This is a genomic window from Actinacidiphila cocklensis, assembly GCF_907177275.1.
Classification (GTDB): domain Bacteria; phylum Actinomycetota; class Actinomycetes; order Streptomycetales; family Streptomycetaceae; genus Actinacidiphila; species Actinacidiphila cocklensis.
Genome location: NZ_CAJSLV010000077.1, coordinates 16048 through 29178, shown reverse-complemented (window position 1 = coordinate 29178; position 13131 = coordinate 16048). Strand labels below are relative to the sequence as shown.

General features: G+C 75.5%; 11 protein-coding genes. 1 reads left to right on the top strand and 10 read right to left on the bottom strand.

Annotation, left to right across the window (positions count from 1 at the left end; genetic code table 11):
- Positions 1-26: 26 nt before the first annotated feature.
- From NFU81_RS28250 to NFU81_RS28240, 3 genes are all read right to left on the bottom strand, one after another.
- Positions 27-1865: a serine/threonine-protein kinase gene (locus tag NFU81_RS28250; RefSeq protein WP_251495717.1), complete on the bottom strand. Its 1839-nt coding sequence runs from the start codon at positions 1863-1865 to the stop codon at positions 27-29.
- A 404-nt stretch (positions 1866-2269) separates the two neighbouring features.
- Entirely contained in the window at positions 2270-3772 is a 1503-nt protein-coding gene (locus tag NFU81_RS28245) for a hypothetical protein (RefSeq protein WP_251495714.1), read from the bottom strand.
- On the bottom strand, positions 3769-5295 hold the full coding sequence (locus tag NFU81_RS28240; protein WP_251495711.1) for a DUF6020 family protein: 1527 nt from the start codon (positions 5293-5295) through the stop codon (positions 3769-3771). Before NFU81_RS28240 ends, NFU81_RS28245 begins: the two co-directional genes overlap by 4 nt.
- A gap of 201 nt (positions 5296-5496) precedes the next feature.
- Here NFU81_RS28240 and NFU81_RS28235 point away from each other — a divergent pair, with 201 nt between their 5' ends.
- Complete coding sequence (locus tag NFU81_RS28235; RefSeq protein ID WP_251495696.1) at positions 5497-6114, top strand: dTDP-4-dehydrorhamnose 3,5-epimerase family protein; 618 nt, start codon at positions 5497-5499, stop codon at positions 6112-6114.
- Here the strand turns inward: NFU81_RS28235 and rfbD are convergent.
- Genes rfbD through NFU81_RS28200 form a run of 7 tightly spaced genes read right to left on the bottom strand, consistent with a single transcriptional unit; the run spans position 6069 to position 13094 of the window.
- Positions 6069-6929, bottom strand: coding sequence for a dTDP-4-dehydrorhamnose reductase (gene rfbD, locus NFU81_RS28230; RefSeq protein WP_251495693.1), 861 nt, complete (start codon positions 6927-6929; stop codon positions 6069-6071). The genes NFU81_RS28235 and rfbD overlap by 46 nt on opposite strands.
- Complete coding sequence (gene rfbB / locus NFU81_RS28225; RefSeq protein WP_251495688.1) at positions 6926-7921, bottom strand: dTDP-glucose 4,6-dehydratase; 996 nt, start codon at positions 7919-7921, stop codon at positions 6926-6928. The genes rfbD and rfbB overlap by 4 nt, the downstream gene beginning before the upstream one ends.
- Positions 7918-8985, bottom strand: coding sequence for a glucose-1-phosphate thymidylyltransferase (locus tag NFU81_RS28220; RefSeq protein ID WP_251495685.1), 1068 nt, complete (start codon positions 8983-8985; stop codon positions 7918-7920). Before NFU81_RS28220 ends, rfbB begins: the two co-directional genes overlap by 4 nt.
- Positions 8982-10943 carry a methyltransferase domain-containing protein gene (locus NFU81_RS28215; RefSeq protein ID WP_251495682.1) on the bottom strand — a complete coding sequence of 654 codons (1962 nt, stop codon included), beginning with the start codon at positions 10941-10943 and terminating at the stop codon, positions 8982-8984. The genes NFU81_RS28220 and NFU81_RS28215 overlap by 4 nt, the downstream gene beginning before the upstream one ends.
- Positions 10940-11914, bottom strand: a complete 975-nt coding sequence (locus NFU81_RS28210) for a glycosyltransferase family 2 protein (RefSeq protein WP_251495677.1) — start codon at positions 11912-11914, stop codon at positions 10940-10942. The genes NFU81_RS28215 and NFU81_RS28210 overlap by 4 nt, the downstream gene beginning before the upstream one ends.
- Positions 11911-12711, bottom strand: coding sequence for a glycosyltransferase family 2 protein (locus NFU81_RS28205; RefSeq protein WP_251495674.1), 801 nt, complete (start codon positions 12709-12711; stop codon positions 11911-11913). Before NFU81_RS28205 ends, NFU81_RS28210 begins: the two co-directional genes overlap by 4 nt.
- Positions 12708-13094 (bottom strand): DUF2304 domain-containing protein, encoded by a 387-nt coding sequence (locus NFU81_RS28200; protein ID WP_251495671.1) that lies wholly within the window; start codon positions 13092-13094, stop codon positions 12708-12710. Before NFU81_RS28200 ends, NFU81_RS28205 begins: the two co-directional genes overlap by 4 nt.
- Positions 13095-13131 lie beyond the last annotated feature (37 nt).

Below are 13131 nucleotides of genomic sequence, written 5' to 3'. Positions count from 1 at the left end.
CTGCGGTGCCGCCGGCCCGGGGAGGTTCAGGAAGTGCTGCCCGGAATCTTCCAGAGCGTCAGTGTTCCGATGAAGACCGGGGTCTTGTAGAAGTTCTGGGAGGGCTCGGTCTGGGTGATCGTCCACATGGCGAGGTTGCCGGAGGTGGTCACCGTGCACAGCCGGTCGCCCACCTTGAGCTCGGCGTTGGTGCCGACCAGGTCCTTGGCGTCGACCTGGGTCGGCAGCGGGGTGGACTCTGCCGAGGCCTTGCAGTCGGCGGGGTCGGCGGTGGGGGACTTGCCTGCCGGGGTGTCGAAGCTCAGGTAGTCGTCGCTGTAGCTGAACTCGACCTCCCCGCCTTCGAGGCTGTGCTGCGGGTCGACCTTCGGCTGGTCCAGGTCCACGTCGGGGCCGGAGTCCAGGCTGTTCGGCGGCCGGACGGTGAGCGGGTGGTCCTGGAAGATCACCTGGTAGTCGCCCGAGGCGGCGCCGCCCGTGTCCGAGCTCGGAGTGCCGCTGCCCGAGGGGTCGGTGGCGGTGGGCTGCTGGGGTGTCGGGGTCGGCGAGACGGGGGTCGTGGGGTTGCTGGAGGCGGGGTTCTTCGCGGCGGCGTCGTCCCCGCCGCTGTTCCGGGTGAAGGTGTAGGTCAGCGTCACCGCGAGGACCAGCACGAGGACGCCGCCGCCTATGAGCAGGACCTTCCGCATCCGCCCGCCCGGCCGTCCGGCGCTGGGGGCAGGCGCGGGCTGCTGCGGGCCGCCGGGCGGCTGCCAGGAGGTGGGCGGTCCTGCCGGGTAGGCGGACGTCAGAGGCGTGGTGGCCTGAGGGCCGGGAGTCTGAGGGCCGGCCTGTTGCGGGGCGGGCGCCCCGAAGGCCCCGGTAGGCGCGACCTCGGGCATTGTCACCGGTACGCTCCCGGCGGCAGGAGCAGGCGGCACCACCGGCCGGGGCGGCATCGCGGGCGGCATCGCGGGCGGCGCCGCGGGCGGCACCGCCGACGGCGCCGACTCCGGCTCGGGCGGCAGCTTGGCCGCCGCCTCGCGCCGTACGATCTCGGCGGCCACCGGCTCCGGAAGCCAGCCCGCGACGTCCCGCAGCGCGCGGCCGGCCGCCGCGGCACAGGACTCGGCCAGCTCCTGCGGCGAGGGCCGGGCGTCGGGGTCCGCGGTCAGGCAGCGCTCCAGCAGCCCGCGCAACGGCTCGGGATACGGGCTCAGGTCCGGCGGCCTGATCGCGGTGTTGGCGATCTGCGCGGCCAGCGTGATCGCGCCCGCCTCACCGTACGGATGCCGCCCGGTGGCGGCGACCGCCGCGATCAGGCCGAGCGAGAAGACGTCGGTGGCGGGGGTGAGGGTGAGGCCGTTGGCGTGCTCGGGCGACATGAACTGCGGGGTGCCGATCAGTCCGCCGCTGCGGGTCAGCGCGGTGGAGTCGGCGGCGCGGGCGATGCCGAAGTCGATGACCGAGGGGCCGGCGGCACCGAGCAGGATGTTGCTCGGCTTGAGGTCGCGGTGGATCACTCCGGCCGCGTGCACCGCCCGCAGCGCCTCGGCGGCGCAGCCCATCAGCTGGAGCACGCTCGGCAGCGGCAGGGCGCCGTAGCGGGCCAGCGCCTCGTCCAACGGCAGGCCGGGGACGTAGGCGGTGGCCAGCCAGGGCTGGTTGCCGGTGGTGTCGTGGTCCAGGACCGGCACGACGTAGTAGCCCTGTACGCGCCGGGCCGCCTGCACCTCCTGCTGGAAGCGGCGGCGGAACTCCTCGTCCTGGGCGTATTCGCGCCGGATCACCTTCAGCGCGAGCGGCTGGCCGCCGCGGGTGTGGCTGAGGTAGACGCTGCCCATGCCGCCCTCGCCGATCCGGGCGCGAAGCCGGTAGCCGGCCACCTCGCGAGGGTCCTGCGGCTGGAGCGGGCTGAGCGGGCTTCTCGTTTGGCCTGCGATTTTGGGCACCCCCCGGGTCGTCGAGCCGATGCTACTTTCTTCGGCGGCCGAGGGGGTGCCACTTGCTGTGGCGTTGCTTGCTTCCCGTCGTGCGGGGTTGGGCGCGCAGTTCCTCGCGCCCCTGAGGGACTGCCCCTTGCGGTGGTTGCCTGTCTGCCGCGCTGTGCAGGGCTTGTCGCGCAGTTCCTCGCGCCCCTTTCGGCCTGCGTCCTCCTCGGCACAGGGGTCTGCCCCTGGCGGGGGCTTGCCCTTGGGGAAGAGGGTGAGCGTTCTTCAGAGGCGCGGGGAACTGCGCGACAAGCCGCGGGCGGTGAGAAGCAGGCAATGCCGCAGCAAGTGGCAGTCGCCTAGAGCCGGGCCAGGCGGAAGAGTTGCTCGCCCGTGCGGGGGGAGGTGGCCGTCAGGGTGGCCGGGGTCGGGGGGAGGTGGCCCGAGGGGAGGAGGAGCCAGGTGGCGTCGTAGCGGTGGGCGATGGCGGCGCGGCGGGCCGGTGCCGTGGCCGGGGCGAAGTACGCGGTCGTGTCGGACCAGCGGCGGTCCCGGTCGGCGGCCGGGGTGGAGGGGTCGGGCCAGGTCGGGGCGACGAGGTAGAGGCCGTACGCGGGCAGCACGTGCATCGGGATCGGCGCGTCGGTCAGGACGACCGCGCCGACCGGGACCCGGTCGGCGACCCAGCGGTAGTCCGGCCACCGGGCGGGGTGCCGCGTCGCCACCGGCAGCCAGCTCTGCGGCACCACCGAGCCGATCTGCGCGGCCAGCGCGAAGCACAGCGCGACCGCGGCGAGCGGTGCGAGGGCGGCACGCAGCCGGGTCCACGGCGGCGCCGCGGCCAGCTCCACGGCCAGCGAGAACTGCAGCGGCACCAGCAGCAGCGCGAAGACCCGCCCGTAGGTGTAGTGGCCGCTGAACCACCCGTACGCGGCAACGGCGACGTCCGCCGCGAACATCAGCACCAGCGGGTCCCGCAGCCGCCGCCGCGCCCGCCAGGCCAGTGCGGGCAGTCCGGCGAGCGCGAGGCCGTACCACTGCCAGGGGTGGGCGTAGAGCCGGCGGTGCACCTGGTCGACGGTGGTGTCGCCGGCCAGCGCGAAGACGTCGAAGTACGGCCAGGCAGCGGCGACGGCCAGCGCCGCGACGCAGGTCACCGCCCACAGCGAGGCGACCTGCCGGGACCAGCCGCGCTGCCGGCCCGTGACCGTCGCGGCGATGCCGACGGCCGCCGCCAGCGCGGTGATCGGGTGGATGAGCAGCAGCACCCCGGCCGCGCCGCCGAGCCCCGCGTACTCCCACGCCGTGCCGCCGCGCCGGGCCAGCCGGTCGGTCCAGGCCCACAGCAGGAAGGTCAGCCCCACCGCGAAGGCACTCGGATACGACGCCCCCCGGGTCAGCGACCACACCCCGCAGAAGCCGCTCCACTCCTTGCCGTCGACGCCCCACAGCAGGGTGAAGGCCAGCAGCGCGTAGACCGGTGCGGCCCGCCGACGGCTCAGCGTCCTGGCGTAGGCGCCGACGCCGGCGACCAGCACAGCCAGGTTCAGCGGCCCGCACCAGCGCACCATCTGCCAGCCGGCGGCGCCGGTCAGCCGGGCGGCCAGGCCGAGGGCGACGATGTAGGGGGAGTAGTACGGGCTGTTCGTGCCCGGCTCCTTCAGCAGCGGGTTCGTCGGGTGCCACGGGTGGTCCCTGACGCGCTGCACCGCCGAGGCGTGCTGGCCGAAGTCCGAGGCGATGGGGGTGTGCCAGGCGACGACGGCGAGCAGCAGCCAGAAGGCGGTGCCGACGACGGCGTACGGCGTCGGCCGCCGGGTCACCAGCGCGCGGGTCCCGGCGCGCAGGGCGACCCCGGTCATGCCGCGGCGCCGGAACGCGGCGGCTGCGGGCGCTCCGCCCGGCGCGCGGGCCGGCGAGGAGGCTCACCGCCCGGCGGCCGGTCGGCGGGGTGGGCCGCGGTCAGCAGCGGCACCGTGAGGAAGCCGAGCAGCACCGGCGCCGCCATGTAGCGGAACAGCCCGGCAGGGGTGGCGACCAGCACCGCGACCTGCAGCCCGGTCGTGGTCGCCGCCAGGGCGAGCGCGGCCCGCAGCGGCCGGCGCCGCACCAGCCGCAGCACGATCAGGTACGTGGCCCAGCACCACAGCGAGCCGGTCCACAGGAACCAGGTCAGCTCCCGCGTGCGGGCCGCGGTGTACGCCCACACGCCCGCGCGGTGCAGCGAGGCGGACGGCGGGTCGGTGCGCAGGGCCGGCAGGAAGCGGCTGTGCTCCATCAGGCCGCCGGGCCGGGAGTAGCCGAAGCGGTCGGCGGGAATGACCGGCGGCTGCACGAAGATGTCGGTGTCGTTGCTGGGCAGCGCCCATGCGATCCTGCCCCGGCACAGGTGGGCCGACAGCATCAGGTCGGGGCGTTCGGCCAGCACGTGGCCCCAGACGTCGAGCAGCCTGCCGTTGAGGCGCTCGGCCGCCGGGCGGTCGAAGGGCGCGGCCATCAGCGGGTCGACCCAGGCGCAGTTCGTGCCGCCGGCCGACCAGTGGCTCAGCGGTGCGACCTGCGACATCACGGCGAGGTCGGAGCGGCGGAAGTCGTGCGGGGCGCGGTGGTAGGCGACCGCGATGTCGGCGTAGTTGAAGGCGTAGTAGGAGCTGGTGCGCGGCTCCTGGATGCCGATCGCCGGGTAGACGCCGAAGTTGAGGCCGAGCGCCAGCGCCGTCGGGATCAGGGTGGCGGCGGCGGTCCTGCGCCAGTGCCGCGGCATCGCGACCAGCAGCACCACCCCGGCGGTGACCACGGCCGGGTAGGTGTTGTTGCGGAAGGCCGACAGGCCGAGCATCCCGGCGGCCAGCAGCCACCAGTGCAGGACGGGCCGCTGCCGGGCGGCCAGGTGGGCGCAGGCGCCGAAGGCCAGCACGGCGGCGATGGCGTAGGCGCTGTCCTTCCACACGAAGACGCCGAAGGCGCCGGTGGACGGGATCAGCACGACGGCCAGCGGCCCGGCGGCCGCCCACCGGCCGCGGACGCCGAGCGCGCGCAGCCCGTGGCACACGTAGCCGAGGCAGCCGGCCAGCGCCACGGTCTGCAGGAAGGTCAGCGCCGCCAGGCCGCCGGTGATCTGCAGCGACAGCCACACCAGGACGTCGTAGGCGACCGCGTGGTCGCTGCGCCAGTGGCCGGTGGTCACCTGCCAGACGTAGGTGACCGAGTCGAAGCTCATCAGCCCGGGGTAGAAGGCCAGCCACCACATCAGCAGGACGGCCTCGCAGGCCAGGGCCACCCCGAACGGCAGCCGCGCCCGTTCTGGCACCCGTGCCGCGGCGCGGCGCAGCGCCTGGACCGGCGGAAGGGAACGGGCGCCGGTGAAACGGCCGATGGTGGTCACCGGACTCCAACGCAGAAGGCGCGCGAAGGTTTCGCCCCGCCCCGCCGACGGCCCCCGCAAACCACCCGTTCGGCGGATCGACAGGGTCCGCGCGGTGACCCGCACCCGGCAGACCGCGTTGGAAACCCGAGCACCCGAGCACCCGGCCCCCGAGCGCCCGCAAGCCGGAACCCCGAACACTCCGACCCGGAAGGCATCCTCATGCGCGAGACCCGCATCCCCGGGGCCTGGGTCCATGAACCCGCCGTCTTCCCCGACGAGCGCGGGCGCTTCCACGAGTGGTTCAGGGGAGCCGACTTCGCCGAGGCCAACGACCACCCGCTCGGCCTGGCGCAGGCCAACTGCTCGGTGTCACGGCGCGGCACGTTGCGCGGGGTGCACTTCGCCGACGTGCCGCCCGGGCAGGCGAAGTACGTCACGTGCGTGCGAGGCGCGGTGCTCGACGTCGTGGTGGACGTGCGGACCGGCTCGCCCGCGTACGGGGCGCACGAGGCGGTCCTGCTGGACGACCGCGCGCACCGGGCGGTCTACCTGGCAGAAGGCCTCGGGCACGCCTTCCTCGCGCTGACCGACGACGCCACCGTCGTCTACCTGTGCTCGCAGGGCTACGCGCCGGGCCGCGAGCACGGGGTGCACCCGCTGGACCCGGCGCTGGGCATCGGATGGCCCGCGGACTGCCCGCCGCTGCTGTCCGCGAAGGACGCCGCGGCCCCGACGCTCGCCGAGGCGGAGCGGTCGGGGCTGCTGCCGAGGTACGACGAATGCGCCGCCTACTACGAGCAGTTGCGCAGCGCGGGGAAGGCCGCGGCCAGCGCCTGACGCCAGTCACGGATGGGCTCGACGCCCGCCGCCGCCCAACCGCCGTGGTCCAGCACGCTGGAGGCCGGCCGGGGCGCGGGCCGCGGCACCGCGGAGGTCGGCACCCGGCGGACCCGGTCGGGGTCGGCGCCGAGCAGCCGGAAGACCTCGCGGGCCAGGTCGTACCAGCTGGCCGCGCCCGCGCTGGTGCCGTGGTAGATCCCGGCGGGGGCGTCGCCCGACCCGAGCGCGACGAGGCGCTCGGCGAGGTCCGCGGTCCAGGTCGGCTGGCCGTACTGGTCGCCGACCACGTCGACGGTGTCGCGCTCCCGCTCCAGGCGGATCATCGTCCGGACGAAGTTCGGCCCCTCCGCCCCGTAAAGCCACGCGGTCCGCACGACGTACCCGTCGCCGGGCAGCAGGTCGAGGACCGCGTGCTCGCCCGCGAGCTTGGTGCGGCCGTAGGCGGTGCGCGGCGCCGGGCGGTCGGTCTCGCGGTACGGGGCCGAGGAGTCGCCGGCGAAGACGTAGTCGGTGGACACCTGCAGCAGCCGGGCGCCGTGCTTCGCGGCCAGCACCGCGAGGTGCCGCGGCCCCTCGCCGTTGACCCGCAGCGCGTCCGGCTCCGCCGTCTCCGCCGCGTCGACCCCGGTCCAGGCCGCGCAGTTGACCACGACGGCCGGCCGGTGGTCGTCGAAGACCGTGCGCACCGCGTCCTCGTCGGTGATGTCCAGCGCCGCCCGGTCCACCCCGACGGCCGCCTCGCCGCCCTCGGCGAGCCGCAGCAGCAGGTCGTGGGCCAGCATCCCGCCGGCCCCTGTCACCAGCCACGTCATCGCGGACCCACCACCCCGGCCGTCGCGGTCAGCAGCGGCTCCCACCAGTCGCGGTGCCGCCGGTACCAGTCCACCGTCGCGGCCAGGCCGGCCGCGAAGCCGACCCGCGGGGCGTAGCCCAGCTCGGCGCGGATCTTGCCGCAGTCCACCGAGTAGCGCAGGTCGTGGCCCTTGCGGTCGGGCACCTCGCGGACCAGGTCCCAGCCGGCGCCGCACGCCTCCAGCAGCATCCCGGTCAGCTCGCGGTTGGACAGCTCGGTGCCGCCGCCGATGTTGTAGACCTCGCCGGCCCTGCCGCCGCGCCTGACCAGCTCGATGCCGCGGACGTGGTCGCTGACGTGCAGCCAGTCGCGTACGTGCCGGCCGTCGCCGTACAGCGGCACCGGGCGGCCCTCCATCAGCCGGGTCACGAACAGCGGGATCAGCTTCTCGGGGAACTGCCGCGGCCCGTAGTTGTTGGAGCAGCGGGTGATCCGCACGTCCAGGCCGTGGGTGCGGTGCTGGGCCAGCGCCAGCAGGTCGGCGGACGCCTTCGAGGCCGCGTAGGGGGAGTTGGGGCGCAGCGGGTCGGTCTCCGGCCAGGAGCCGGTCTCGATCGACCCGTAGACCTCGTCGGTGGAGACCTGCACGAACACCGCGACGCGGTGCCTGACGGCCGCGTCCAGCAGGGTGTGGGTGCCGACCACGTTGGTGGTGACGAAGTCGGCGGCGCCCGCGATGGAGCGGTCCACGTGGGTCTCGGCGGCCAGGTGCACGACCTGTTCGTGCCCGGCCAGCAGCCGGTCGACCAGGGCGGTGTCCCGGATGTCGCCGTGCACGAAGGTGAAGCGCGGGTCGCGGCGCACCGGGTCGAGGTTCTCCGGGCGCCCGGCGTAGGTGAGCGCGTCCAGCACGGTCACCTCGACCGCCGCCGCGCTGGAGGACAGCAGGGCCTGCACGTAGTGCGAGCCGATGAAGCCGGCGCCGCCGGTCACCAGGATGCGAGTGGTCATGAGGAGATCTGCACCTTGCTGTGGTCGCCGAGTACGAGCCGGTGGGCGGCGGGGGTCCGCGGTCCTGGGGTCACCTCGACCTTGCGGCCGATCAGCGACGCCTCGATGCGGCGCACCCCGAGGATGGACGAGCCGGGCAGCACGATGGAGAACTCGATCTCGCTGTCGCGCAGCACGCAGTCCGCGCCGATCGAGGTGAACGGGCCGACGTAGCAGCCCTCCACGACCGTGCCGGGGCCGATCATCACCGGGCCGACGATGCGCGAGCCGGTGATCCTGGCGCCCGCGCCGACGCTGACCCGGCCGACCAGCTCGCTGGCGGCGTCGACCTCGCCGTGCACCCCGCGCTCGACGGTCTCCAGCACCGAGCGGTTGACCTCCAGCATGTCGGTGACGTTGCCGGTGTCCTTCCAGTAGCCGTCGATCACCGTGGACCTGACGTCGCTGCCGCGGTCGATGAGCCACTGGATGGCGTCGGTGATCTCCAGCTCGCCGCGCCCCGACGGCTTGATCGCGCGGACCGCCTCGTGGACGGCTGCCGAGAAGAGGTACACGCCGACCAGCACCAGGTCGCCGCGCGGCACCGCCGGCTTCTCCTGCAGGCCCACCACCCGGCCCTGCGCGTCCAGTTCCGCCACGCCGAACTCCGAAGGGTTCGGCACGCGGGTCAGCAGCAGCTGGGCGGCCGGGCGGTGCGCGCGGAAGGCGGCGACGTGGTCGCCGATGCCGCCGACGATGAAGTTGTCGCCCAGGTACATCACGAAGTCGTCGTCGTCGAGGAAGTCCCGGGCGATCAGCACCGCGTGCGCCAGGCCGAGCGGCTGCTCCTGCCGGATGTACGTGACGCGCACGCCGTGCGCGGAGCCGTCGCCGACCGCGGCCATGATCTCGGCGGCGGTGTCGCCGACGATGATGCCGACGTCCTCGATGCCGCAGTCGGCGATGGCTTCGAGGCCGTAGAAGAGGACCGGCTTGTTCGCGACCGGCACGAGCTGCTTGGCGGAGGTGTGGGTGATCGGGCGCAGCCGGGTGCCGTGGCCGCCGGCCAGGACGAGGGCCTTCACGCCCGCCGCCCGGGGGCGGTGGAGACCAGCACGAACTCGTTGTGCCGGAAGAGCCGTCCGGCCGCGCGTGGCAGCGGGAAGGAGTACGCCCTGCGGACGTTCAGGCCCGCGGCCCGCGCCTCCTCCTCCAGCTCGGCGAAGCCGACGAAGCGCACGTGGGTGGCGTCGCTGGCGAAGCCCGCCTCCTGCGGGGTGATCAGGACGGCCCGGCCGCCGGGCCGCACGTACGGCAGGTACGTCGCCAGCAGCGCGGCGGCCTTCGCCGCGTCCAGGTGCTCCAGGACGTGCGCGCACAGCAGGCTGTCGAAGGAGCCGGGCACGCAGTCGGTGGCGGCGAACTCCTCCGGGGTGTACGCGGTCAGGCCGCGGGCGCGGGCCGCCGCGACCGAGTGCGCGTTGTGGTCGACGCCGACGCTGCCCGGGGCGCAGTGCCGCAGGTTGCGGCCCACCCCGCAGCCGACGTCCAGCACCCTGCCGAGCCGCAGTCTGCGCAGGTTCCAGCGGTAGGGCGCCTGCGTCGGGAGCAGCCGCCTGGCCAGCAGCCGGGTGGTGTAGTCGGGGGAGGCGGTGTCGGCCATCGGGGCGCCTTTCACGGGTGTGTCGACTCTGAGCGTACGGATCAGGCGGGCGGCGAGCAGGGCGGCGGCGGTCCACGAGCCGAGTGCGTAGGCCGCCTCGACGCGCGGGCCCGGCGGGCAGGGCAGGGCGAGCGCCGCGGCGGTGACGGCCGCGCCCGCCGCCCAGGCCAGTGCCTGCGGGCGGTGGCCGCCGGTGGCGAGGGTGCCGTTGCCGAGCAGGTACGCCACCAGGTAGCCGGTGGTGCCCAGGCCCAGCGCGGCGAAGTCCAGATGTCCCAGGACCGGGGGCGCCGCGAGCAGCCGCTCGGTCACCCACGGCCCGGCGAGCGCGGCCGGCACCGTGCACACCACGCCGAGCGCCGCCATCCCCCCGGCGCTGCGCCGCACCCCGCGGGCGACGCCCGCCCGGTCGCCGCGCTGCTGCCGTACGGTCAGCTCCCGCAGCAGGCCCGCCTGCAGCGCGCCGACCGCGAACTGCGGCACCCGCACCAGGGTCAGCGCGCACAGCAGCGCGGTGACCAGCGCCGCGTCACCCGGCGCCAGGCCCTTCGCCCCGAGTACGGGGGCGTTGGCCAGCGCCTGCGCGAACACGGCCCCGCCGACCAGCGCCACCAGCCCCCGCCCGATCTCCCCGGGGCCGGGCTTCGCGCTGCCCGGTGCGGTGCGTTCCGTGCGCGGCGGCTCGCCCAGCGGCCCTCGGGCGGCCGGCGTGGCGCTGCGCGGTCCCCGGGCGGGCGAGGGCACGGTCGGCGCCGCGGCGGTGAGCGGGCGCGCGGCCGTGCGGAGGGCGGTGGGCAGGACGGGGAGGCAGGCGAGGAGCGGGGAGGTGGTCAGGACCAGCGCGAAGGCGGTGGGGGAGTGGCTGCCCGTCAGGAGCAGGGCGGCCGCGGAGGCGAGCCGGAGGGCGCCGTCGAGGGCGAGCTGCCAGGCGTACGCGGCGAACCGGGCGTGTCCCGCCAGCAGTCCGCGCAGCGTGTGGGCGGCGGCGAGCGCGGACAGGGCGCCGGCCAGCGGCCACAGCAGGGCGGCGTCGCCGTCGAAGGCGAGCCGGGCCAGCGGGCGGTGGGCCGCGGCGAGCAGCAGCACGACGCCGGCGAGCAGTCCCGCGGCCACCGTCGCCCCCCGCCGCAGCAGCGGCCCGGTGGCGGCGCCGCCCGCGACCCGGGCGGCCACCGTACGGGTCAGCTCCTGCTCCAGCGGGAAGAACAGCCCGATCCCCACGGAGAAGGCCACCGCCCACACCACGGACAGCCCGGCCATCCCCGCGGTGCCCAGGCCGCGCCCGGCCAGCGCCAAGTGCGCGTACGCACCGGCGGCGTTGACCACCATCCCCACCCCGACGAGCCCCGTCCCCCGCGGCACCACCCCGCCCGCTCTCACCCGCGGCTCTCCGGCCTGCTGCCGGCGCCCGCGGGAGTCGGCCCCGCGGTGGCGGCGCGGGCCGGCCTTGGGAGGCGGTGGGCGGTGAAGGCGTGGGTCAGGAGGGTCGCCGTGGGGTGCGGGGCGGGGGCCGCGGCGGGCAGCAGGGTGAGGGCGTGCAGGCGGGACGACCAGTGGTGGTGGGCGGCGCGGGCGGCGCGGGGCCAGCCATGGGCGGTGAGGCGGGCCGCGGTGGTGAGGAAGAAGCGGCGGGCCTCGTCGAACCGGGCGCCGGTCACCGCCTGCGCGGCGGACGCGCTGACCGCGTGCCGCCGGTAGCGGAAGCAGACCTCGGGGTCGGTGGCCAACCGGCCGCCGTCGAGCAGCAGGTCGACGACCACCGCCAGGTCCTGGATGACGCCGAGGTCCGCGCGGAAGGGGTGCCGCCGCAGCGCCTCGGTGTGCCAGCACACCGAAGGGAAGTACAGCCAGTTGCCGCGCAGCAGGCTGACCGCGAGGTCCTCGCCGCCCAGCAGCGCGGGCGCCGAGCGGATGCCCGCGGGCGCGTAGACCCACCGCTTGGCCGCGTCCACCAGCGACGAGCACGGCCGCCCCGCCGCGTCCACGACCTGCACCCCGGGCTGCACCATGGCCGCGCCGGGGCTGCGCCGCAGCGCCCGCCGCACGGTGCGCAGGTAGCCGGGCAGCATCAGGTCGTCGCAGCCCATGAGCACCACGTGCGGCGCCCGCGCCAGCTCCACGCAGCGGTTGAAGTTGCCGGTCACCCCCAGGTTGCGCGGGTTGCGCAGATAGCTCACCCGGGGGTCGCCGAGCGCCGCGAACCACTCGGGCACCCCCGGCTCGCGCCCGTCGTCCACCACCGTCAGGTGCCAGTCGTCGCCGTCCTGCGCCTGCACGCTGCGCACCGCGGCCCGCAGCAGCGGCACGTCGCCGTAGTACGGGATCATCACGTCGAAGGCCGGCGCGCTCACCTGGCGACCCCCGCGGCTTCCGCGGGCTCCGGCACCCGGGCGGCGGCCTCGGCCCGCTGCGGCGCCGGGACCCGGCGGGTCAGGGCGAGCAGCAGCACCAGCGCGGTCCTGGCCAGGTAGACCAGCGCCCGGGCCGGCGACTGGCTGGGCGCACCGGTGGTGCGCGGCCGCATCGCCACCGCCACCTGCCGCACCTGGTAGCCGCGGCGCAGCGCGCCGACCATGCTCTCGACGGTGTCGCCCAGGTACTCCGCGGGATACCAGCGGGCGAAGAAGGCGATCATGTCGCGGTTGCAGGCGCGGAAGCCGGAGGTCGAGTCGGTCAGCCGGGTGCCGGCCATCCCGGACAGCACCAGCGACAGCAGCCGCATCGACCAGCGGCGCGGCCCGCGCACCCGGTAGTCGCCCACGCCCGCGAACCGCGCGCCGACCACCAGGTCGGCCGTCTCCAGCGCGGCCAGCAGCGCGGGCACGTAGCCCGGGTCGTGCTGGCCGTCGGCGTCGACCTGCACGGCGGCGTCGTAGCCCTGGTCCAGGGCGTAGCGGTAGCCGGTGCGCATGGCGCCGCCGACGCCGAGGTTGTACGGCAGCCGGGCCACCAGGGCGCCGGCCGCGCGGGCGGTCTGCGCGGTGCGGTCGGTGGAGCCGTCGTCGACCACCAGGACGTCGGCGGCCGGTACCGCGGCCCGCAGCTCGGCCAGCACCGCGGCCAGGCCCTCCGCCTCGTTCCAGGCGGGCACGATCACCAGGACCCGCCGCCTGCCCGTATCCGCGCCCGCGTCAGGACCCGGCGTCATCCGGCGCCGCCCTCCGCGCGGCGGGCCGCCGCCACCGCGGCCGGCCGGTTCTGTTCGTCCAGCGCCGCCCTGATCAGCGCGATCTCCTCGGCGAGCGTCCTCGTCTCCTCCTCCAGACGGCTGGACTCCCAGCTCAGGTGGAGGCACACCAGGAGCAGCAGCACGATGCCGGCGAAGAGCACCAGGCTGGCGCCCGACATGATGCCCAGGCCGCGGGCCAGCGAGTCGAGCATCTGCGGGAACAGCCCGAGCGGCACCACCGCGGAGCCCACCGCGAGCCACAGCGCCGCGTACTTCTCGCGCAGCTGGTGCCGGCGCAGCAGCTCCAGAATGCAGCCCAGCAGGGCCAGTCCGGTGAGCGAGGTGATCACGGACAGGTGCACGGTGGAGGCCTCCTGGGGGTCCTGCGGGTCGTTCCGG